Annotated in this window: 22 protein-coding genes; 12 read left to right on the forward strand and 10 right to left on the reverse strand. The window is 41.0% G+C overall.

Going from position 1 to position 22,325, the window contains the following annotated elements:
* Nucleotides 1-53: 53 nt before the first annotated feature.
* Nucleotides 54-422 carry a winged helix-turn-helix transcriptional regulator gene (locus tag ACTJKN_RS07065; RefSeq protein ID WP_440823633.1) on the reverse strand — a complete coding sequence of 123 codons (369 nt, stop codon included), beginning with the start codon at nucleotides 420-422 and terminating at the stop codon, nucleotides 54-56.
* Between the two features lie 132 nt (nucleotides 423-554).
* Between ACTJKN_RS07065 and ACTJKN_RS07070 the strand changes: the two genes are divergently transcribed.
* Nucleotides 555-1,199 (forward strand): DUF2306 domain-containing protein, encoded by a 645-nt coding sequence (locus ACTJKN_RS07070; protein ID WP_440823634.1) that lies wholly within the window; start codon nucleotides 555-557, stop codon nucleotides 1,197-1,199.
* 358 nt (nucleotides 1,200-1,557) lie between these two features.
* On the opposite strand, the gene ligD (ACTJKN_RS07075) is transcribed toward ACTJKN_RS07070, so the two are convergent.
* From ligD (ACTJKN_RS07075) to ACTJKN_RS07085, 3 genes are read right to left on the reverse strand one after another with little or no spacing between them, the layout of a single operon-like run.
* Nucleotides 1,558-4,362 (reverse strand): non-homologous end-joining DNA ligase, encoded by a 2,805-nt coding sequence (gene ligD / locus ACTJKN_RS07075; RefSeq protein WP_440823635.1) that lies wholly within the window; start codon nucleotides 4,360-4,362, stop codon nucleotides 1,558-1,560.
* A gap of 18 nt (nucleotides 4,363-4,380) precedes the next feature.
* The gene (locus ACTJKN_RS07080) at nucleotides 4,381-4,839 is read right to left on the reverse strand and encodes a helix-turn-helix domain-containing protein (protein WP_440823636.1); all 459 of its coding nucleotides are present in this window, start codon (nucleotides 4,837-4,839) and stop codon (nucleotides 4,381-4,383) included.
* 48 nt (nucleotides 4,840-4,887) lie between these two features.
* Nucleotides 4,888-5,070, reverse strand: a complete 183-nt coding sequence (locus tag ACTJKN_RS07085) for a YtxH domain-containing protein (protein WP_440823637.1) — start codon at nucleotides 5,068-5,070, stop codon at nucleotides 4,888-4,890.
* A 132-nt stretch (nucleotides 5,071-5,202) separates the two neighbouring features.
* On the opposite strand from ACTJKN_RS07085, the gene ACTJKN_RS07090 reads away from it, so the two are divergent.
* The 6 genes from ACTJKN_RS07090 (at nucleotide 5,203) to ACTJKN_RS07115 (ending at nucleotide 9,994) form a co-directional block, all read left to right on the forward strand.
* On the forward strand, nucleotides 5,203-5,361 hold the full coding sequence (locus ACTJKN_RS07090) for a hypothetical protein (protein WP_440823638.1): 159 nt from the start codon (nucleotides 5,203-5,205) through the stop codon (nucleotides 5,359-5,361).
* Between the two features lie 41 nt (nucleotides 5,362-5,402).
* Nucleotides 5,403-8,360, forward strand: coding sequence for a DNA ligase D (gene ligD, locus ACTJKN_RS07095; protein ID WP_440823639.1), 2,958 nt, complete (start codon nucleotides 5,403-5,405; stop codon nucleotides 8,358-8,360).
* A gap of 102 nt (nucleotides 8,361-8,462) precedes the next feature.
* On the forward strand, nucleotides 8,463-9,077 hold the full coding sequence (locus ACTJKN_RS07100; protein ID WP_440823640.1) for a hypothetical protein: 615 nt from the start codon (nucleotides 8,463-8,465) through the stop codon (nucleotides 9,075-9,077).
* Nucleotides 9,078-9,158: 81 nt separating this feature from the next.
* The gene (locus tag ACTJKN_RS07105; RefSeq protein ID WP_440823641.1) at nucleotides 9,159-9,401 is read left to right on the forward strand and encodes a hypothetical protein; all 243 of its coding nucleotides are present in this window, start codon (nucleotides 9,159-9,161) and stop codon (nucleotides 9,399-9,401) included.
* A gap of 8 nt (nucleotides 9,402-9,409) precedes the next feature.
* On the forward strand, nucleotides 9,410-9,688 hold the full coding sequence (locus tag ACTJKN_RS07110; protein ID WP_440823642.1) for a hypothetical protein: 279 nt from the start codon (nucleotides 9,410-9,412) through the stop codon (nucleotides 9,686-9,688).
* A gap of 15 nt (nucleotides 9,689-9,703) precedes the next feature.
* Entirely contained in the window at nucleotides 9,704-9,994 is a 291-nt protein-coding gene (locus ACTJKN_RS07115; RefSeq protein ID WP_440823643.1) for a hypothetical protein, read from the forward strand.
* 132 nt (nucleotides 9,995-10,126) lie between these two features.
* On the opposite strand, the gene ACTJKN_RS07120 is transcribed toward ACTJKN_RS07115, so the two are convergent.
* The 3 genes from ACTJKN_RS07120 to ACTJKN_RS07130 all read right to left on the reverse strand — a co-directional run bounded on the left by ACTJKN_RS07120 (nucleotide 10,127) and on the right by ACTJKN_RS07130 (nucleotide 12,743).
* Nucleotides 10,127-10,408 (reverse strand): hypothetical protein, encoded by a 282-nt coding sequence (locus ACTJKN_RS07120; RefSeq protein ID WP_440823644.1) that lies wholly within the window; start codon nucleotides 10,406-10,408, stop codon nucleotides 10,127-10,129.
* 281 nt (nucleotides 10,409-10,689) lie between these two features.
* The gene (locus ACTJKN_RS07125; protein ID WP_440823645.1) at nucleotides 10,690-11,787 is read right to left on the reverse strand and encodes a sensor histidine kinase; all 1,098 of its coding nucleotides are present in this window, start codon (nucleotides 11,785-11,787) and stop codon (nucleotides 10,690-10,692) included.
* 218 nt (nucleotides 11,788-12,005) lie between these two features.
* Entirely contained in the window at nucleotides 12,006-12,743 is a 738-nt protein-coding gene (locus tag ACTJKN_RS07130) for a LytR/AlgR family response regulator transcription factor (protein ID WP_440823646.1), read from the reverse strand.
* An 855-nt stretch (nucleotides 12,744-13,598) separates the two neighbouring features.
* Here ACTJKN_RS07130 and dndC point away from each other — a divergent pair.
* From dndC to ACTJKN_RS07155, 5 genes are read left to right on the forward strand one after another with little or no spacing between them, the layout of a single operon-like run.
* Entirely contained in the window at nucleotides 13,599-14,903 is a 1,305-nt protein-coding gene (gene dndC, locus ACTJKN_RS07135) for a DNA phosphorothioation system sulfurtransferase DndC (RefSeq protein WP_440823647.1), read from the forward strand.
* A gap of 1 nt (nucleotide 14,904) precedes the next feature.
* Nucleotides 14,905-17,043: a hypothetical protein gene (locus tag ACTJKN_RS07140; RefSeq protein WP_440823648.1), complete on the forward strand. Its 2,139-nt coding sequence runs from the start codon at nucleotides 14,905-14,907 to the stop codon at nucleotides 17,041-17,043.
* Nucleotides 17,036-17,425: a DndE family protein gene (locus ACTJKN_RS07145; RefSeq protein ID WP_440823649.1), complete on the forward strand. Its 390-nt coding sequence runs from the start codon at nucleotides 17,036-17,038 to the stop codon at nucleotides 17,423-17,425. The genes ACTJKN_RS07140 and ACTJKN_RS07145 overlap by 8 nt, the downstream gene beginning before the upstream one ends.
* 4 nt (nucleotides 17,426-17,429) lie before the next feature.
* A complete protein-coding gene (locus ACTJKN_RS07150) occupies nucleotides 17,430-18,008 on the forward strand; it encodes a hypothetical protein (RefSeq protein ID WP_440823650.1) in 579 nt (192 codons plus the stop codon).
* Between the two features lie 2 nt (nucleotides 18,009-18,010).
* Entirely contained in the window at nucleotides 18,011-19,240 is a 1,230-nt protein-coding gene (locus tag ACTJKN_RS07155; RefSeq protein WP_440823651.1) for a DNA sulfur modification protein DndB, read from the forward strand.
* A gap of 36 nt (nucleotides 19,241-19,276) precedes the next feature.
* Here ACTJKN_RS07155 and ACTJKN_RS07160 read toward each other — a convergent pair whose 3' ends face one another.
* The 3 genes from ACTJKN_RS07160 to ACTJKN_RS07170 form a co-directional block, all read right to left on the reverse strand.
* Nucleotides 19,277-21,121 carry an ATP-binding protein gene (locus ACTJKN_RS07160; protein ID WP_440823652.1) on the reverse strand — a complete coding sequence of 615 codons (1,845 nt, stop codon included), beginning with the start codon at nucleotides 21,119-21,121 and terminating at the stop codon, nucleotides 19,277-19,279.
* 10 nt (nucleotides 21,122-21,131) lie between these two features.
* Entirely contained in the window at nucleotides 21,132-21,752 is a 621-nt protein-coding gene (locus tag ACTJKN_RS07165; RefSeq protein WP_440823653.1) for a hypothetical protein, read from the reverse strand.
* Between the two features lie 146 nt (nucleotides 21,753-21,898).
* The gene (locus ACTJKN_RS07170; RefSeq protein ID WP_440823654.1) at nucleotides 21,899-22,126 is read right to left on the reverse strand and encodes a helix-turn-helix domain-containing protein; all 228 of its coding nucleotides are present in this window, start codon (nucleotides 22,124-22,126) and stop codon (nucleotides 21,899-21,901) included.
* Nucleotides 22,127-22,325 lie beyond the last annotated feature (199 nt).

Raw genomic sequence — 22,325 nt, forward strand, 5'->3', positions numbered from 1 at the left:
ATCACTTCCCAATTAGCAGACATGCGAACGGCCTGTAGTTTGCCAGTTTAAGACTAGGTTGATTCACTTTCTTCTAACTCTTTATGACGCTCTTTTATAAATTCGGAATGCGCGGTTCCCCAATTATCCATTTGCGTCATAATTGGCAATATGCTTTCGCCAAGTAAGGTTAATTTATATTCTGTTTTTTTTGGATATATATCTTCAGCGCATTTCTCAATAACACCAAAAAATAACAATTCTGCCAACTGCATTTCTATGACACGCGGGGAAGCATCAGAAATGTATCTGCAAATATCAGCCGGACGTACCATGCCTCTTTTGATAGCATCTAAAATGCATAATTTCCACTTCCCTCCAAAAGCTTTGGCGGCTACAAGAATTCCACAGTCTAAATTCTCCTTAATTTTTTTGGTATACATAAATAGCTTTTGACAAATTTACTGGATTGATTCTGGAATAGCCAATCATCGCCTACCGAATCTTTTTTCGGGTATTGTGGGATGTTCTTTAACATGTGAAATTTGCTGTCCATAATCAAGAAAGGATAATAAATGGAAAGCACTACCTCAACTAAACCGAAATTTAAGTTCAACCTAACCGATGGCCTTGCAATTCTAATTTGGGCAATTGTAATTTTTATTACGTGGACGTTTATGCACGCAGCAGACCACTATCTTGAACTTACTCCGGAAGCTTTAGGCAAATATTATACTGTAAAATGTTTTTTGATCGCACACATCACAACAGGCGGTGGATCTATTATTTTTGGCTTTCTTCAGTTTAATAAACGGCTGAGGGGCTACAGTTGGAAACTGCACCGGATTATCGGTTTTCTTTACCTTCTTGCAGTCTTGGTAAGTAGTTTTAGTGCCGTTGCTTTAGCCTTTACAAGTGCTTATAAGGTTAATTTACCCTATGCATTTTCTCTTCAGGTATGGGCAAGTGTTTGGATTAGCGCTACGTTTCTTGCCTATTATGCTGCTCTTAAAAAAAGATTTAGCCTTCATAAAGAGTGGATGATACGCAGTTACCTGGTAACCCTGGCATTTGTAATTTCCGGCTTGGTACTAAAAACACCTTATGTACAAAGTTTGGGAAGCTTTGAAGACATATCTCCTTCTCTTTTCTGGATGGGGTGGTCTGTACCGCTGTTTCTGTATGAAGTGGGCAGAACCAGTAAGATGATTTTTAAATGATGTGAAAGCGAGGGAAAAAACGAAAACATTGAGTTTTTGGTTTGGGTGCAATGGGCGCTGTTTTAGCAGAACTTTTATTAAGTAAAAATTGACCCATAACATTTGGAACCGGACAATTGAAAAGACAAGACCTTTGGCAGCCAAGGGCGCAAAAGCAGCTAGCTCAGTTACAGAAGTTTTAGGGCGGAGTGCCGGGCCTGGTGATGTAAGTCTGATGACGGGTATATTGATTACGCTGGTTCTACGTTCCAGGAGGCAGGGGGTGAGCCGGTTCCAACAAGTACCTGACTCGGGTGGTTTACGGCCATAGATGTCGATGATTGCACTTACAAAAGTTTACGGATAATTAGCGAAAAAGCTATTGAAAGAGCTGGTTAAGGATTTTTGTATTTTTGGATTTGATCTTTGGATGATGAAGGTCTTTCCAGAGATCGCCTTTTTGCTGTAGCCTTGCCAGCATATTTTCTACTGTAAAGTCTGATGGTTTGATGTTGTGGTCAAGTTCATCCCATTCCAACGGCGCAGAAACACTGGGCTGTTTGGCGGGCCTTACCGAGTAAACCGCTGCAAGGGTATCGGCCTGATCGTTCTGGGAGAAATCTACAAACAGCTTTTTTCCCCTTTGGTCAACAGAAACTTCAAGCGTGGTGAACAGTGGTACTTTCTTATGGATTTCAGCACAGGTATGTTCTGCCAGCTGCCTCGCCTGCGTATAGGTGAAACCTTTGCAGGGGATGAATATGTGCATGCCTGTTTTGCCCGATGTTTTAATGAAGGCGGTCAGCTTTTGCTCCTCCAGGTATTCCCTTGCGGCCTGTGCGGTTTTAATTACTTTTTTAAAGTCTTCATCAGATGGATCAAGGTCTATGGCGATATAATCAGGTTGCTCAGGGTTTGAAGTAACCGAATTCCATGGGTTGATATCGATGCAGCCCAGATTGATCAGCCATAACAGGGAAGGCAGGTTATTGCAGACCGCATAATCGATGATGGCTGCTTTGCCCTTTACTTGATGTTTTCTCACTGTAGAATGAATATCCATAAAATCGGGCTCAAAGCCTTCCATGTCTTTGATATAAAATCCTGGTGCTCCGGCACTGATATTTTTGATATGCAGGGACAATGGGCGGTTTTTGAGATGTGGTAACAGATATTCAGCAATGCTATTATAATAGGCAATTAACCCGGCTTTATTGAGCCTTTTCCAAAGCTTCTTTTCGATATTGGTAAGCTGCAGGGTTTCGTTTTCAATCACTATCGTGCCTTCAGATTTAATCTTCTCTTCAAAAATCTTGTTCCAGTTGCTTTCCGTTGACTGCTTACTGCGGGTAGAGCGTTTGTTCTTTGATTTAGGGAACAAAGCGCCCACGGTGGCATGTGTAACAGGCCTTACTTGCTCTTCATCGTTCGGTTCATCCAGAATTTCCGGGCCTGTCAGCTCAGCTTCCAGTTCCGCTTCTTCCTCATTGGTCTTTGATTCAACCGCGCCGGCACTGCTGCGGTTGCTCTGCCAAACCTTCGAATGGCTGTTCATTGCAATTTCAAGTATCGTAAGCCCCGAAATAACAGACTGGTCTTTTTTGGTGATATCAGTATCAAGTTCTTCGCCGTCTTTAACCTTTGTGAGCAGCCAGGCATTTTCCGCCTTACCGTAGGTTTTCACCAGGTTAAACCTGCCCTTGAGTTTTTTTCCCTTCAGTACAATAGGGAGTTTATTTTTATAATAGGAGGAAAGCAGCCAGTGTTCCTGCTCTTTTTTGCCGGGTATTTTTTCTCCGGGTTCGTATGTGCCGTTATCCCATACCATAACCGTACCCCCGCCATACTGTCCCTCGGGAATGATCCCCTCAAAATCTTTATAATCATAAGGGTGGTCTTCCACTTCCATGGCCAGGCGGTGGTCTGCAGGATCCATGGATGGCCCTTTGGGTACCGCCCATGATTTCAGTATGCCCCTGATCTCCAGCCTGAAATCATAATGCAGGTGGGAGGCATTGTGTTTCTGAACGACAAAGATCAATTTGTCATTATCAGGTAAACCGCCCTCGGGTTCCGGAGTAATATCGAAGCTTCGTTTTTCATGGTACTTTTCAAGGTCAGCTTTTTTTGCGCGTCCCTTTGACCTAACCGGGGCTGCTGGCATTTCATCCTCATTTGCCAACCCTTTCTCCTCTGCTATCAGCTCCGCTACGGGCTCAATTTCTTTTGGCACTTCTAGTACCACATCTTTTGGATCTTTATCTTTACGGAAACCAAGAAAGGTAGCAGGTTTGCGTATTCTTTTGGATCTGGTCCAAGTGGCAAATTCAAAATTGGCAACAAGCTGTGGTTTAACGTAATGGATTTTAGCGCCTTTAGTGTCCAGAATTTTGTTTGCGAATGGCGATTTTCCGATTTCAATCTCCTGTAACTGTTTTAATATAGCCGGCATTTCCGACTGTTTGTAGCCTCCGCCGGAACGCCCGATCCATTGCAGCTTTCCGTTTTCATAAGCGCCAAACAGCAGGGATTTGAAAGACCTCGACTTATCGGATTCTGCCCATCCGCCGATCACGAATTCCTGGCGCTTACGGGTAGGAACCTTTAACCATTCATATCCCCTTGATCCGGGGATATAGCTGCTGTCTTTTTTCTTGGCAACAATCCCTTCGAGGTTATCTTCCAATACTTTTTCATAGAGCGTTTTCCCATCTTCGAAACTTTCACTGAACAGGAAAATGTCGTTTTTTTTGACAAGGGTTTGCAGAAGTCCCTTGCGCTGGTAAAGGGGAAGCTCCATCAGGCTGTTCCCGTCAAGGTACAACAGGTCAAATACGCAGTAACGGATGGGTGTTCTTTTGCCGTTATAAAGCTGTAGCGTATCAAAATCGGGTTTGCCTTCCCCGTTCAGCACCACAACCTCACCATCGATCATCAGATCGTGGCCCAATGAGCGCAAAGCCTCGGCAATTAATGGATACTTTGCTGTATAATCCAGACCACTTCGGGAAGCCATCCTCACCTGGTTATTTTCTACCCGGGAGATGATGCGGTAGCCGTCCCATTTCAGCTCATACAAATATTCCCCGTTTTCAATGGGCGCTTTTACCAGGGTACAGAGCATCGGATCGACATGTTCCGGCATGCTCCCAGTTTCCAGGTGATGGTTTTTGCGTGCTGCCATGGCTTCAAACGGTAACAGTTATTTTGATAGATAAAAATAGAACATCGCCTTAACGGTTTTGCCCATCGCCTTTTTACCGGTTACCCAGTCGGATATACTTTCCCGGTCAATTCCGGTTTCAAAGGCAATCTGCTTGATCCGCAATCCCTTTTGCTGCATTTTTTTGTCGATCCAGGAAACGTTTACCACATCGGTCGGAGCGGGTAGCGCAGCATTTGCGCTGACCTGTATTTCAAAAGCCGGAAGCCGTTTCTCAAACAGCTCTTCGGTCCGTTTGACAAGCATTTGCCGGGTGGCATATTTTCCCGACGCCGTTTCGCCCTGTCCAGTTTCCACCTGTATCACATTGCCATCAACCGAAAGGATCTTAAAATCCATATTAAACTGCTGTGAGTGACGTTCGGCTGCCTTCTCCAGTGCTGTAATCTGCTCTATGCTTAAAAGTGAATTTAGATAATGGATATTCTGTATGCTCATGTTAATGTTTTGGTTTAAAAAAGAAGGCCGCGTGCAGCGGCCGTTCTATTAAAGCTGGGGCAGCTGTCCGGCCTTTATATCATTGGTGGCTGTTTTCGCTTTCTCTATCCAGCCCGGTGCTTTTTCCTTTAGCTCGTCCAGTTTGGAATAACCCAGTGCATCTTTTTTGGTCAGGTATTTAATCCCTTCAAAAATTGCGATGCCGATAAGTGCATTTTTAATAAATCCCATAATCGTCTTTTTAGTTTTTTAACATCGCCAATGCCCATTTAGTTTTTGTTTACGGCCGGTTTAGTTTATAATCAAATAAAACTATAGCCGCTTAAAGCTGTTATATAGAACATTCACCTAAATTTTTTAATTATGCCAAGAGGAACAAAAGTGGAAAGGAATTCTGTTTCCAACCAGGATCATGAGATCAGATACGAAGCAGATAAACTCGATGTAAAACCATCTGCAATTAAGGAAGCTAAAAAAAGCGGGTCCAACCAGCGGAAGGATATCGAAAAGAAAGTTAAATAGAAAAGCCCCGAAAGGGGCTTTTAAGCTTTTAAGGATCTGAAATGAAGGTTGCTACCTACAACATCAATGGTATAAACGGCAGGCTGGCTATACTGCTGCGCTGGCTTAAACAGTCAGCGCCAGATGTGGTATGCCTTCAGGAACTCAAATGTGAAAGCCGCCATTTTCCCGAAAAAGCGATCCAAGATGCAGGTTACCATTCCATATGGCGCGGGGAAAAAAGCTGGAACGGTGTAGCTATACTTTCTAAACAGCCTATTAAGAAACTCCGCGATGATCTTCCCGGCGAAGATGAAACCTCTACCCATAGCCGCTACATTGAAGGCTTTACCTTTGATATGGTGATCGGCTGTCTGTATCTTCCAAACGGAAATCCTTATCCCGGGCCAAAATTCGATTATAAACTCCGCTGGTTCTCGCGTCTCGCCCAGCACGCTAAAACCTTGTTAAATACCGGCCTTCCGGTTATGCTGGTAGGGGATTATAACGTGATGCCGACTGAACTGGATACTTATAAGCCTGAAAAGTATAAAGACAATGCCCTGTTCAGAACAGAAAGCAGAGAAGCCTATGCTGCGCTCGTAAACCAGGGCTGGACAGATGCAATCAGAACCCTATACCCGGATGAGCGCATTTACACCTTTTGGGATTACCTGCGCAATGCCTACGGCAGGGATGCTGGCCTGCGTTTAGATCACTTTCTGCTAAACCCACTTCTTGCCGGGCGGCTACGAAAAGGTGGTGTCGACAAAGAAGTCCGTGGTTGGGAGAAAGCCAGTGATCATGCGCCCGTTTGGATCGGGCTCGGAGAAACTGCCAGTGCGACTGCAGATAAAAGCGAGGCAGGTAAAACAGCTGAAAACAAGCTTAAAGAGAAAAAAAGCACTAAAAATACCGGCACTAAAAGCAAAGGCAAAAACAAAACACCCTTAGCAATAAGTAATGATATTCAAGAGCTACTGGATAACGCGCCTAATGCAAAAATGCCCAGGGAAATGAAAGCAATGAAAGCAACCCAGGTAGATATGCCTTTTAATGATCCTGAATGGTTGTACGAAATCAAGTGGGACGGCTACCGGGCGTTGGCGTTTATAGAAAAAGGCAGGGTAGAACTGGTATCGAGAAACAACCTGGTTTACGACCATTTTTCTCCTATCAACAAAATACTTGAAGGCTGGGATATGGATATTGTGCTGGATGGCGAAATTGTGGTGCTGGACGAGATCGGTATGCCTGTTTTCGGTGCGCTTCAGAACTGGAGGGATGAAGAAAAACTAAACCTGGTATTTTATGTGTTTGATATCGTCTGGTATAATAAAAAACTGTTGACCGGATATACTTTGAAAAAGAGAAGGGCAATTCTGGAAGCGGTATTGCCCAGGGAGGATGGTATAGTAAGGCTCAGCCAATTTTTCGATGTAGATGGTGAAGCTTTTTATGATACAGCCAAACGGATGGGACTTGAAGGTATTATTGCTAAAAAAGCCGATAGCATCTATACGGGCGATATCCGCTCTCGCGACTGGCTAAAAGTTAAGGCCAAGCTCCGCCAGGAAGTCGTTATTGCTGGTTACACCCGAAACGAAGATTCTGGTAGATATTTCAGCGCTTTGGCGTTGGGCGTACATGATTCTTCTGGGGTTTTGCGTTATATCGGCAAAGTTGGAACAGGCTTTAATGATGTGTTGCAAAAAGCGCTAATGAAACGTTTTGCTCCCCTGGAAACAAAAACGTGCCCTTTCGATATCGAGCCGGATGTGGACGAACCCTCCAGGTTCCGCCCACGCAGGCTCGGTGCAAAACCTACATGGCTGCTTCCTGAGCTGGTATGCGAGGTAGAGTTTGCCGAAATCAGCCGCGATGGAAAGCTGCGCCAGGCGTCCTTCAAAGGATTGCGCGAGGATAAAGATCCCCAAGATGTTGTACTGGAAATCGCTACAGGCACCAACGAAATAATAGAAGAGGCCGATCATCAAACTGAAGAAATGGAAACAGAAAATAATTCGCCAAAAAACAACCCTAAAAAAACAGTAAAACAAAGAGGCCTTAAACGCAAAATGCCAGAAAAACCACTACTCGAAGGCAAAGCCGAAACGGTAGAGAAAAAAATCGACGGTCAACTGATCAAGTTTACCCACTTGAACAAACTTTACTGGCCGGAGGATGGGATCAGCAAAAGGGACATGTTCAATTATTATGATAAAATAGCTCCCTATATGGTTCCTTATCTGTTAGACAGGCCAATGTCGTTGAACAGGTTTCCGGGCGGCATCCACGGCCAGAGTTTCTACCAGAAAAACGTGGCAGAAACTGCTCCGGAATGGGCGCACACTATGCCGCATACCAACGAAAAAGGGGAGGAAAAAGAATACTTGCTGGGCTATGACCGCGCAACGCTATTATGGATGGCCACTTTAGGCTGTATTGAAATGAACCCCTGGTTTAGTCGCATCGTATCACCCGATAATCCCGATTACTGCGTAATCGATCTCGATCCAGATAAAAATACTTTTGAACAGGTGATTGAAACTGCAGTGGTAACCCATTCGGTGCTGGATGCAATGGGCGTACCTTCGTTTGCAAAAACTTCGGGATCAACCGGAATGCATATCTATATCCCCCTGGGTGCTAAATACAGCTATGACCAATCGCAATTATTTGCCCAGGTTGTGGTCAAACTCGTTCACCGCGAACTGCCATCCTATACCACCTTGGAGCGGATGATCTCCAACAGAAAGGGAAAAATGTACCTTGATTTTTTACAGAACAGGCCAGGTGCCACTATAGCTGGTGTATATTCACTTAGGCCAAAACCAGGCGCTACGGTTTCCATGCCGCTTAACTGGGATGAAGTAAAGCCTGGTTTGACCATGCGCGATTTTTCAATCCACAACGCACCGGATAGGTTAAAGGAGACCGGCGATCTGTTTACAGGTGTTTTAGGTGAGGGTATCGATATGGCTGCTGCAATTGCCAAAGCGAGGGAAACTTTTGGCTAACTTTCCTAGATTTATGCCGATAGCTGTCAACCATAATCCTGCGCTTTTCTGCTTGCCGCCATCATTTAAAAACTTAAATGGTCGGTAAGATGTTTCCTCACTATGGAAACTACTGAAATCAGACATTACATTTCAAAACTTGAGAAATGGACAATTAAACACTATAAAGGATTATTGGTCGGGGGAATACTCGGTTTCTCGTTAACGATGGCATATCTGTTTTACTTAAAAAAGAAAAGGGCAGTCCCTGTAAGACCGGAAAAAATAGGTTTGGATATGGAAAGATATGTTTTTGACATCTTCACCAATGATGGGGATAAACAGGCTATTGTGGAAAGTGGGGGCGACTGTTACTTAGTAACCCTTGATGGCAGGTACCTGGGTAGCATGTGGCGGGATGAAGAACGCGGTATGCAATGGAACACTTCGGACGAAAGTCTAACACCTCATCTTTGGGATATTGCAAGTCAATTGTCGGAAGCTTTTTCGCGCAAGGGCTTTCCTTCGCTGTTAAAAGGTGCCTATCCGGAAATCCATTCGACTGAATGGAAAGGCACAGAAACGCTTGAGATCGTTGTCTCCCCGGAGGCTGACTTAGAAGTATTTTCTACTTTCCTAAAAGACGAAGTACAGAACCTGGTGGATTTCGAAGAGCATCTGGACCTGGTGGTAAAAAAAGCTGACGATGCCTATTTCGTGCTTGTTGGGGTGAATTAGGATTTGTGATATAAATGCAGTCTGCATTTTTAAGGAACAAGATAAATCAAAACCAATTAAATCCATGATTGTTGGATAGGAATGGAAGAACTAGCTTATACCTTCAAAGATAAAAAAGGAGCAGAATTCACCTATACTATTGTGGAGTATGCCTCCGAAGATGTCTTTGACTTTATGCCCAACGGGGGAACAGTCCGCAGGGCAAAAAAACAGGATGGAAAATGGGTACAGCTTTCGGGAGCCGATACCGACCCGGAAATCCTGCAGGAACTGGGGGGATTTGTGGACAGGCACCACATCCAGCAAGAACACGGCAATCAATAACAGATAGGATGGAAACTTACAGAATAGCCCTTGGAGATGGGATGGTACACTCTTTTGAGGTCGAAATATATCCGCACCACCAGCAGTCCAGTTGCCGATATGGCGTTTTCCAGGACGGAAAACCTGTAGCCTCCCTGTCTCCGGACAGTCAGGGCTTGTTGTACATTTGCAAAAATCCGGGCAGCATCAGCGGAGATGTTCTTGATCTGCTTTGCGAGGCCATAGAACTGAGGCATCCGCATTACATCCCAGAATCTCTGACTGATAGTTCAGTGAAGTTACCTTGATAAATATTATAAACTATGGGCATTGATACAAATGAGCCTCAGTTCCGTGAGGTGGAAAAGAAAAAATTTGATGACGGGGTACTTGAAACCTTTTGGACAGATAATGGAATACCCTATTTTATCATAAAGTCTGGTCTGGACCTATCGGAATATGCCCGCCTGGCGAAGCTGTCCCTTGAGCATGACCGGCAGATTGCCCATGATTTTACAAGTAAAGTTACTGATGAATCTGGGGAGCAGGAGGTGAAATTTACCTACCGTTCAAAATGGTTCCTTGAGGGGCTGGCCAACGAAGATATGGAATAAGCTTTATCCTTAGATTGTTTTTCTTGAGTGGTTGCTTTTATCCGTTTTTCCAGCGCGCCGGGTATAGGTTTCCCTTTTATAAAATAAATAGATAATAAACTCCGGTCGAAAGCTATCTTAAAGGGTAAATTTTCAATGGTATTCGAACATCAGCTTGTTGTTTTCAGCGTATAGGTACGTTGTCCCGTTGCCGAGATAGTTATGAATGGGATATCTGCTTTCCATTTTTGTCAGCGATGCGACAAGGGTTTTGGTAACCATCTGCAACCTATGTTTTAAGGTGGTTCTTTTTGCCTCTAGGTCTTTTATTTCCACCTCATTGATCGACGCATCAATATCGTGGCCGATATTGTGGATTTTATTTAAAAGATCTAGGTATTGATTGAATTGTTCCTGAATCGTGTAAGTGCTCATATTAGCGATAAACGCGAAAACCTGCAAAATAGTTTTCTGCCGCGGGTTTGTGATTGATTGTCTGCAAATTCTGATTAAAGGAAAAATGGTCAACACTTTAATATGTGTATGCCGTTTATCTTGCACCAACGCTCATCTTTTTTGCAATGGTGATACAAAATTAGAACCATTGACCAATTGCTTTTAAGCCCTCGAGCGCTTGAGTAAACAAGTCTAAATCCCCTGGGTTCTATCCCCACTTTTTCCACAGGATGAACAGGCGGCATTCAGGATCTGATACTTTATTCCGCGGGTGCCTTAATTGTTACGTTAAAATATTCCCCTTCTCTCTGGCATTCCATTGATGCATCCTTCTCATAAGTAAGAAAAAGCCTCTGCCGGATGTTCTTTAATCCCGTATGATGTCCGGAGTCGTTGAGTCCGGTATTGATGAGGTTGCTTGTTTTAACCTCAATGTACCCCTCTGTTAGATCGATCTTTAACATTCCGGGATGCTCTCGCATACTGAGATTCCCGTGCTTGAACATATTTTCAAGGAGGGTTAGAATGACAAGGGGAATAAATTTGACATTCCCTGCATCATTATCGATCTTGACGATAAATTCTGTCTTTTCCTCTTCCTGCCTGATTCTCCATAGTTCTAATAGCAGCTGGGCCTGCTCCAGTTCTTCCTCCAGTCTAACAAGCCCCGGCCCATTGCCGCTCTCCAGCGCGTAACGCATAATTTTCGAGAGTAAAGAAAGGGTTTTTCCAGCTTTGGGATCCGTCTTATGTATCTTGCTGTATATAAAGCTCAACGTGTTAAAAAGGAAATGTGGATTGATCTGCGCCCGGAGGAATGCATTCCTGGCGCTGTTAAGTTCAATCAGGTTTTCTTTGGCCTTAAGTTCTTCTCCATAGGCTCTTTTCTCTAAAAGCTCCCTATTATCCCGCTCTTGTATATAGTAGATCAGGTAGTAATAACCTGATGAGAGCAAAATAAAGTAAACGCTGCGCCAGATGCCTCCATAAATAAACTTTTCATCGAAGGTTATTTTGCTATCACTCATTCCGGGGAAACAGTATGCGATCAGATGATCGGTGCCAAATTTCACAGCAAGGAAAAGACAGAGTTCGATCGCCGTTAAAATGGGCAGCTTCCAGATAAGCTGTTTCCTGTTGGAGTTCGCCACCGGAAGGAGGACCCGGGCATGAAAATAGAACAGTAAAATGTTGACCCCGTAATGCAGCACATAGAACAAAATCTTTCCGGCAGAGCCTGTTGCCATTGCAATCGCAAAGGATTCATAAGCGATAAAAAGAAACCATCCCGCTACATGCCAGAGCGGATTTCCCCATTTGTTTTTTAAGTTAAATATTGGTCTTGCGTAAGTCAACATAGCGATTGCGTAATAAGTTCTATTAAGGTTTTTGTTCGGGCTAAGTTTCTTTTATGAAACAAAAAAGCCACATTAAATTGAGTAAGAGAACAGTATTTGTTTTCCGCTCTGCAAAAGAAAAAACGGGTTCCAGCACTGACCCGACAGAGACAAGTATGACCATCATTACAGTCGGGACAGGAATCATACAAAGTGCTTCACCCACATTGGGAAAAGGGTCAGACCCTTTTTGATACCCAGATGTTCTCCGCGATGAACTCGCAGAACTTAGTTTTATATGGGCTGCTCATCGGTACCGGGTGCTTCCCCAGATAAACGACGTTACCTACTATACGCGTTACGTAGGAACCGTTTATCAGATAGGATTTATGTACCCTGAAAAACTGGTTGTTCGGAGTCAGCATGGCAGATAATTCATTTATCGTCATGTATATCGTGAAGTGTTCCTCTGCAGTAAAAATATCTACATAGTTGCCCGCTCCCTTGATATAGGTAATGGATGTGGTGTCGATCCGGTTGATGATCCCGCGCTGCCCGGGCCTGAAAAATGCAAGGTCATCATAAGTGAAATCTTTGATTTTCTTTACAAAACATTCTTTTAATACCCTGTTGACAACTTTGGCGAAAGTTTCAAGTTCTATGGGTTTGAGCAAAAAGTCCTTTGCCCTGACATCAAATGCCTGCAGTGCGTACCGGTCATGTGCTGTTGTGAAGATAATGTTCGGTGCCCTGTCCTGCAGATTCTCCGCCAGTTTTATCCCGGAGAGGCCGGGCATATCAATATCGAGGAAGATAAGGTCGACATTCTTGTCCTGGCTCAGTTCAGTTAAGGCCTCAATCGGCTTTGTAAAAGTTTTGGCAATTTTAAGGTTTGGGAATTCCTCGATGTGGTCGGTCAGTAAGCGAATAGCCGACCGATCGTCGTCAATAATGACGCAATTGATGGTAGTTTTCATAAAAAATAGGTTGGTGACGCTAATTTAAGGTCTTTTATTCTTTTTTGGAATACTTAAATGTCACTAAATGATTACTTTAGCTGAGTTAGGTGGACTTGTCGCATCAATTTTGCGCTAATTAAAATATCAGTAAATCTGAAAATAGATTTAGGAAGTAAAAGCTGCTGAGAACGTCGATTTTGTTAGAGCGGGAAAGATCGAGTAGGTGAATCAAAATTGTCCAAATACTTTTGTATATGTAGCCTCTAAGGACTTCAGAATTTTAAATGTCTAAAAGAATAGCAGGTTAGAATAATTCTTGGGAAGTTTATCAGTAGGTAGCTTATTCTGGTAAGCCAATAAAAGAACAAGGACCCATAATTCGATATCTTAAAAAACACCTACCTAAAAAAAAGGAAAAAGTTGCCATAATGGAATAGCCTGTTCATTCACGAATCTCAAATTTTGTGAAACTGGAAATAGCTGTAGATATGGTCGGCGCAGACAGTAACTGAAAACCCTTTGAGAGCCCTTACTAAAATGATGATGTGTGAGTATACCAGATTGAAGTAAAATCGTCAGCCACTAATATGCAGTGAGGTATTAAAAGGCTAATTAAGCATTCATAAATTTGTAACAATATGTTAACACTTCATAGTAATGTAAATTTAAAAATATTTAAACCTTATAATTCCTTATATTTCAAAAACATACATCTTAATAACTGTTAGTTTGTTGATAACTCTAAGATCATCCTATTTTTTTTTGCTATATCTTTATCCTATCCTATAAATTTATTAGGAAGTAGTAAGTCAAATTGAAAGGCTTTAAGATTTAAATCAGCAAAATCTTAAGGCTTTTATAGTTTCTAAAAATATGGCTTTAGATATCAAGTTTTTACAACAAGAGGTTCTGGATCAATACATGGCAGATGATGATAATCGCCCATGGATTATTGGTTTCAGTGGAGGGAAAGATTCAACTATGCTTTTACAGTTAGTATGGGCTACTATTGCAAAAATTGAACCTATACTCAGGACTAGACCTATTTATGTGGTTTGCAACGACACCTTAGTTGAAAATCCTAAAATAGCCCAGTTTATTAGAATTACCTTAAAAAATATTCAGGACGAAGCTGTAAAGCAGTCCATTCCGTTAACGGTTCATGAGACTACTCCAAAACTTGAAGAAAGCTTTTGGGTAAACTTAATCGGTAAAGGTTATCCGACTCCAAATAATACTTTTAGATGGTGTACTGAAAGATTAAAAATTAATCCTACAACTGAATTCATTAAAAGTAAAATCAGTGAAATCGGCGAGGTTATAATACTTCTTGGCACTCGTAGTGCTGAGAGCGTAAACCGAGCTAAAAGTATAAAGAAACATGAAGTTAAAGGGGAGCGTTTAAGGAAACATGTTTTACCAAACGCTTATGTTTTTGCCCTGATTAAAGATGTAGAAACCAAAGAAGTTTGGGAATACTTACTTCAGAACAACCCGGGCTGGGGAGGTTCGAATAGGGCACTGGTTACCCTGTACAACAATGCAACTGGTGGCGATTGTCCTTTAGTAATAGATGATACAACTCCATCCTGTGGAAATAGTCGTTTTGGCTGCTGGGTTTGTACCGTAGTAAAAAAGGATAAATCTATGGCTGCCTTAATCGATAATGGCGAAGAATGGATGGAACCTTTGGCCGACTTTAGAGATATGCTGCAGGAAAACCGTAATAATAGAGAGTGGAGAGATACTAAAAGAAGAGGAAGCTATATCGAAAATCCAGATGGATGGGGGCCTTATCTTGAAGAAAAACGCGCTTATATGCTTAAGGTATTACTGGAAGCCCAAAAAGAAGTTCAAAAAACGGAACCGGAATTAGTATTAATAAATTCACAGGAGTTGGTGGGTATTCAGGTAACCTGGCACCGTGATTCACTATTTAGATTCAGTGTTGCAGATATCTATAACGAAGTTTATGGCACAAATCTTCAGGCACACGATTTTGATGTAAAAGATGTTTTTGAGAAGGATACGTTAAAAGAGGTATTTGTTGATGAAACCGATTATAACCTAATCAATGAGCTTTTAGAGGTTCAGCAATCAAGATACATCATGGTAAACAATTACGGTTTACAGCACGATCTTGAAAATCATTTGGAACATTACGTTAGAACAAAATAATATGTTCATTGAACAAATCATTATAAATAACTTTCGGGTTTACCAAGGTAAAAATACATTAAGTTTTGCCACGGATGCCGATCAAAACATTACTGTTATAGCAGGAAATAATGGTTTTGGTAAAACATCTTTTTTAACTTCATTAGTATGGGGGTTATATGGTAAATTAATGAACGATGTAGACGAACGTTATAAACAGGACATTAGTGAAGCAGGAGGATATACCCGTTACTGCGAGAAATTGATGAACCGGCTTGCACAAAGTGAGGCAATGCCAGCAATTGAAGAGCTAAAAGCAACCCGCGATAAAAAAACACTAACTGAAAAACAGTTTATTGATGCCCAGATAGATAACCTATCAAGCTTTAGCGTTACACTTAAGTTTTCGAACATCATGATTCCTTCTGTGCCTTGCAAGCAATTAGAAATTACAAGAAGCTATAATGCCACTACACACAAAGAAAAATTAACGATCCTTATCGATGGACGGGAAAATGAACTGACTAAAAATGTTGGGCCAGAAATCTTCATAAATGATTTTATCTTACCAAAGGAAATTGCAAAATTCTTCTTTTTCGATGCAGAGAAAATTGTTTCCCTTGCAGATGTAAATACCGTTGAAGAGAAAAAATACTTAAGTCAGGCTTATGCTGAAGTATTGGGTATTAAAAAATATACAGATCTGAAAGCAAGCCTCGCTCAGATGCGTTATCGCATTAGAGAGAAGTCCGCAAGTAAGAGCGATCGCAGCGCATTAGATCGCTTAAATAAGCAGTTGGAACAAACTAAGAAAATGATTGAGCATAAGCGAAATCAGTTAGAGGGTATTGTTGAAAGTATTCAGATTAAACGCACTACATCAGATGTTCATCAAGAGCAGCTTATCAGAGAGGGAAGTTCAATCACCATTGAAGAAATTAAAAGATTAAGGGAGCAAAAACATATCCTTGCCGATGACCTTAGTAAAATGAAGAGCCGTTTTAACGATATGCTCGAGCTTGCACCTTTTGCTATGCTTGTTAATAAAATGGCTTTGGTTAAAAAGCAGTTGGAATTGGAGAGTAGCAATAGTGCTGCTGCAACGGCATTGTTAAAATCTAAGTTCACGGCCATTTCTAAGTTAGTAACAGAAAGCCAACTGACTTTGGGCAATGAGCAGAAAAATACTTTGTTAGCTTTAATCGAAGCAGAGTTAATGCCCAAGGATGCGGTTCAGGTTAAGGCATTACTAAGTTTTACGCCAGACCAGCAGCAAAAATTCTATGTGGCTTACGAAAATGTTACCACAACTTTCGGTAAAGCATTTAAAGCCCTTATTAACGATCAAAAACGTTTGCAAAGTGTTTTTAATAATGTAAACAGAAAGCTCCAGGATGGGGAAGCTAAAGGGAAAGATCCTGTGATTGCTTCTATACGTAAAACGAAAGAAAAGCTTGATGAGGAAATTAAACAATTATTGAATGAACAGGAAACTTTAAAAGCCGAAGTACACCAATTGGAAAACGAGGCCAATTCGCTAGCCCGTCAAACTTCTGAATTGAGTAAAAAAGTAATTCTGGAGGATGTAGACAAAGAGAAAGATGAAACGGCGGAGCGCTTAATAAAGAAACTCGATCTTTTTATTCAGAAATTAAAGAATAAAAAGAAAGGGTCATTAGAAAAAAACATTCAATATGAATTAAACAGGCTTATGCACAAAAGTGACTTTGTGAGCCGTGTCCATGTGCTTATTGAAGGCGATTTAATAGATATTGAATTGTATGATAACCAAAACAGATTCATCGATAAGGAATTGCTTTCGAAAGGCGAGCAGCAACTTTATGCCACTGCTTTGTTAAAAGCTCTGGTGGATGAATCGAATGTACGTTTCCCTGTATTTATCGACAGTCCTTTACAAAAGTTCGATAAAAATCATTCTCATAACATTATAAAAGAGTTTTACCCAAACCTTTCAGCACAGGTAGTATTATTTCCTTTATTGCAAAAAGAACTTAATGAAGAAGAATACAGTTGGATGGTTGATCGTGTAGGGAAAGCCTATTTAATTAAGCAGAACGATAAATATAGCTCGGGCTTTGAGCAAACCGAACCAAAGTTATTGTTTACCTGGTATCAACAAACACAGAAAGCTTATGTTTAGCAACATCAGAACTTCTCTAGCCAATAAAGAGATAATTACTAACCTCACCAATAAACTTAATTTAGGTACAGAAAATATTATTTCAAGGATTGCATTTGCCTACTCCGTTTCGAAAGATAAAAAGCTTGAACTAACAAAAATTAAGGATTCCAAAGGGAAGGAATATAACGCCAAGGTTTTATTTGGTGAGTATACCGATTATTACATTGCCATAATTGCATTACAATATGATATTTATGCTCATGATAAGGATATCGGCCGCTACGTAAAGATGCATGTTGATGATGGGTTGGAATTGTTAAATGTTGAATTTCAAACAAACCTCAATACTACTGGTTTTGAGTTTATTTCATCAATGATTGATAAGGGCCTAAGTCAATAACAGAATGGTGAAGCTAAAAACATTTGATTTACTGGATGCCCATTTTTATCAGGACCAAAAGTCCGATTATATTGATTTGCCTCCCAACCCACGTTTTGCATCCTCAAGGGAAGAGTTAATTATTGATCCTAGAAATTGGGAAAACCATTATCCTGTTATATCGAGCTTTACATACAAATGGGTAAAATTCAAATTTGATTCTAGACCAACTTTAGAGCACATCATTCCTAGCACCGATCCTGGAGTGTATATATTTTATATTCAACCAGCCACTACAATCTTGGACATGCCCAAATTTGTCTTATATATTGGGATTTCAAATGCTAATGGAACTGGGCGAGCATTAAGAGATCGCTTGGCAGATTATTATAGTCTGAGTAAGCTGAAGAAAAGAAGCTCACTAATGCGTTTACTAGTTAAATACTATCCACAAACTTACATAGCGTGTTCCACTTTAAAAGCTAGCTCTACAGAAATACTGAAGTTGGAGAAGAGTCTCAATGGTTTTTATTTTCCGATAGCTAATAAAGATGATTTCCCAGTTGAAATCTCACAGGCAAAAAAGGCCTTCAACAAACAATGATTATGGAAAAATTAGTTTTACCATCACTTCGTGGAGTATTGGGAGATTGGGTTTATTATTCATCTTTAATGAGTGCCAGAGATATTAATGAGCGTGTAAAGGCTGCAAAGGATATTCGCGAATCAAAAACGTTAGATGAATTTCTTCAAAGAGATCTAAAAGAAAGAAAAAAGGAGATTGCTAACTATCTACTCAAAAGAGAGGATCGTTTCTTTAATTCTATTATTATCGGAGTTTTTGATGACGTTCCAGACTGGTTTGAATTTAATATACAATCGAACGAACATTTTCGGCTCTCTGATGAGCAGCTTGCTCCAATAAAAGAGTCGATCGGCTTTTTGGTCTTTAGCGGAAAAGAGAAAATGTTTGCAATTGATGGGCAACATCGCGTCGCAGGGATTACTATTGCGGCGCAACAAGATGAAAGTAGGCCTGAAGACGAACAGAAGCTTAAAGACGATCAGTTTTCTGTGATTTTTATCGCCCATCTTGATGATATCGAAGGGAGAAAGAGGACCCGAAGGCTATTTTCTGATATCAACAAAAATGCAAAACCCGTGTCGGAAGGTGATAAAATAAAAATTGACGAACGAGACCTAAGTTCAATTGTTACACGTAGGGTCTATGCAGAATATCCACAATTTAAACGTGGTACACTTATCTCACTAACCGAAACCGCGAAATTGGATACAAATGACGATAAATTTTTCACAAATCTTCTCTCCTTAAACAATGTACATAAGAAATTATCAGCTCTTATCAAAAAATCATCAGGAACCGAAACCTGGGACGAGGTCAACGTAAAGAATCTGCAGGCGGTTGCATTTGGTTTCTATGATTTTATTTTTGAAAATGTGATCGAATATAAGTTGTATTTCTCTGGGAAGCTTACCTTGAAACTGGCCAGAACTGATAATAAGTATTTACTTTTTAGGCCTGTAGGATTGATTCTTTTGGCAAAATTGTATGTATTTTTTGCAAAGAAGAAAAGACTAGAAGTTTTAAAGAAGTACATTAACAAAATAGGTTTTGTATTCCCGAATAGTCCTTATAATAAAGTATTGTGGGACAATGGAAAAATGGAGGCAAAGCTAAGTAGTCAAACAATTGCTTACAATCTGTCCCTTTATCTCTTGGGTGAATATCCTGACGGCGATCTTAAGGGGCTCATTCAGAAATATAAAGGAATAACAAAAGATGAAAAAGCAATTCTTCCCAAAAAGATTTTATAAAAGGGCTAAGTATATTCCTTAGCCCTGATCTAATTCTTAGGCTATATTCATTTCATCACGCTTCTTTAAATAGGCTGCGGTAAACTTACCCCAGTCTTCACGAAGTTCCATGTAATCTTCTTCAGGATCACTGGACATGCTTTCAGCTTTAGCATAGGCAAAGAAGAGCAAATCAATCCCATCTAGTGCCCTTTGGAAGAGGTGGTTGATATAATCCGGTTCCATATCACTCGGGTCCTTTTTCGCAGCCTCTTTAATTGAGTTATAAATTTCTTTTATAAAAGGATGCTTTTTATTAATCTTCACCAAGACCGTCTTATTAAGGTGCTCTATATCCAATAACCCTTTGCCTGGCCACTCCATCTCCAAAGCTACCATGGGTTTTTGTTGCACCTGCGTTGCAAAATCTATTTGCTGTTCGGTGCCTACAATACCCAGACTGTCGGCCACCTCAACCAAACGTTCGAACTCTGCATCAGGAGCCATTGATTCGCCAGAACGCCCTTGAGGCATACTTGGATTACTGGATTGAACAGTATCCTCACTCACAGACCTTCCACCGCTAAAATCATTGAGCGCGCTAGCGGGTTGGGGTAATTTGGATTCTGCCCAGACTTGTCTTATGCGCTTTCTGGCTGCTTTTACAGGCTTGTTCAGGATCAACTTGAGCTCTTTTTTGAGTTTTTCCACGGGTTCGACTCCGCGTTTAATATGTCGGACCTGGAAATATTCATCTAGCGCAGGTGAAAAAGATACTTCAATACCAATATGCCTATCAAGATGACCATTGCGATCCAGATTATCCGACTGTATTAGATGAGGAACCTTGGTATAACTGATTTCACGATCATGTCTTAAGAAACTAATTTTTCCTTGATTGTCTGGAATATGGAGCCGTTTAAACTGCTGTTCACCGAGTGGGCCCTTGATACCACCACCACCTTCAACCAATCGGGTTACCTCAGGAGTGAGATATACTCTCCATTTAACGATTTCATCCTCAATTTTCAGCTCTCCATCTTCAACGAATTCACCCTGCATACTTTCCCCCTGCGCCAAAGCATTGGCATCAAGGTTGTCGATTTGAAAGGTAGGATCATAGGGATTGATTTCTTTTTCTTCAAAAAGTCGATTTTCTTTATTGGGAATGAAGATCTTAAGACCCTTATCAATATAGATTCTATAAGTCCTTGAAAGAAAATAATTCAAGCTGGCAATTTTCTCATCAGCTGATTCAGTATAAGCCTTATCCTCGTTCATCCGGTCAATATTACGCCATATAACTAGTGTGCCGCTGTTAAACCCATCCATGAGCTTGGCATAATCATCTGGAAAACTGTCTACTTCTCGGTAACTATAATTCACCTGTTTTCCTTCCCTGATATCATCAAGATCAAGGTAAGTCATAAAAATCTTTCTACCGGTATTTTTCGAACTAGTCAATGGTGTATAATTACCGAAAGAATCCGTCTGTACATCTAAAAAAGCAGGCTGAGTATAGATTTCCAGGCGCTTAGCTTGGCTAATGGAAGCTAGCTTGAAGCCCACGCCAAATCGTCCGATTCCTTCTCTACTGTTGTAGCGGGTGCTAAAACCTATTGTAAGCACATTGGCCAAAATACCCGCAGCAATGCCTTGGCCGTCATCAGCAATGCCCAAAGAAACAATTTCCCGTTTGGGCTTTGGCGATTTGCCACGCTTCACAGACCTGAATTCCCAGTCAAACTTTATTTTTCTTGCTCCCGCCTGGATTGCATTATCCACAATCTCACCAATTGCATCGGTAAAATTATATCCACCATCCCTAAAGCTTTGAAGAGCGGTGTCAGCTCGAACTAGCTCAGCCGTTATGATAGGTGATGTTGTATGTTGAGTTTCCATCATTTTTGTATTATGCAGTCTTACTTTGTAATAATTTGGATTTCACAATTCCTTTCAAAAAGGAGGTTAGGTCTTCTTCAGGGCAGTGAAGCATTATGAGAAAAAAGGCTTTCTCAAAACCGTTGACATTCCTGAGCTTTTCTCTTGCACCTAATAGAATGTTGCGATACTGTCTAATGCCAACGTTCAAATAGTACTTAATCCTTTCTTCACAGTCATGCCCTGAAAATTTTATATATAATGCGATAGCCTGCCTGGATGATAATTGTGAAAAAGAATCTTTCACAATTGAAATTGCAATTTTGAAATTATCTTCCAATGTTGGCGATATTTCAGTATATTGATGTTGGCTCCTGAGATATTCACTGGTTCCCTGGCAAACACGGCTCCGTGGATTATACTGCTGCGCAGCCTTTTTCTTCCCATCCCTAAACAAATCCTCAGCCAGTTTCTGTCCGTAAGCTTGGCGCTTGATACTACCCAGGACTTTATCTTGAGCAAATTCGAGTGCTTCCAGACTGAAGTTCGATTTAGTACGTTTACGCTTATTTTGAATATGCTCAAAGGCTATCCAGTCAATTTGCTCAATTGCGGTCGGGATAGAGCTCTCCCTTGTAATAATACTTTTCATAAAACTGTTTCAGCGATGTGAGCGCAATGCCAACACCACCATGTGTTTAATGTCCATGAAACCATCAGCCAGTAAGAACCATTCAAACTGACCTGCTTTCATTATCTATGGGATGAAAAGTTTCAAAGCGGAAATAAATTGGCGAATTATTTTTTCGGCAAATCCAATAAATCCTTAGGATCAAGATCCAGGCCCTCGGCAAGGGCGAAAATTGTAGTTAATGAAATATTAACTTTTCCTTGCTCTATGCGTTGCACCTGACTGTATTCTAGTCCTGAGTTGCCTGCGAGTTTTCGAATGCTTAGTGATCTTGTCAATCTGAGCTTTTGCAGGTGGCTACCGAATGCCTGTTTTATTTGATCTTTCTTTTCCATCTATTCATTAGTGGGAAAGATGGTGTGATCTAAGAAATATATTGACGTATGATAATACATCATTTCAAAATATTTTGTCGTACTAAAATTTATTTTAATTTTATTATAATCATGGATGAGCCTTTATCCGATCATGAATAAAAATAATAACTTGAGCAACAACTCTACTTGTTGGAGGAAGATGCATGCCCCTCGATGA

The sequence above is a fragment of the Pedobacter sp. 22163 genome, assembly GCF_052045595.1.
Taxonomy (GTDB): domain Bacteria; phylum Bacteroidota; class Bacteroidia; order Sphingobacteriales; family Sphingobacteriaceae; genus Pedobacter.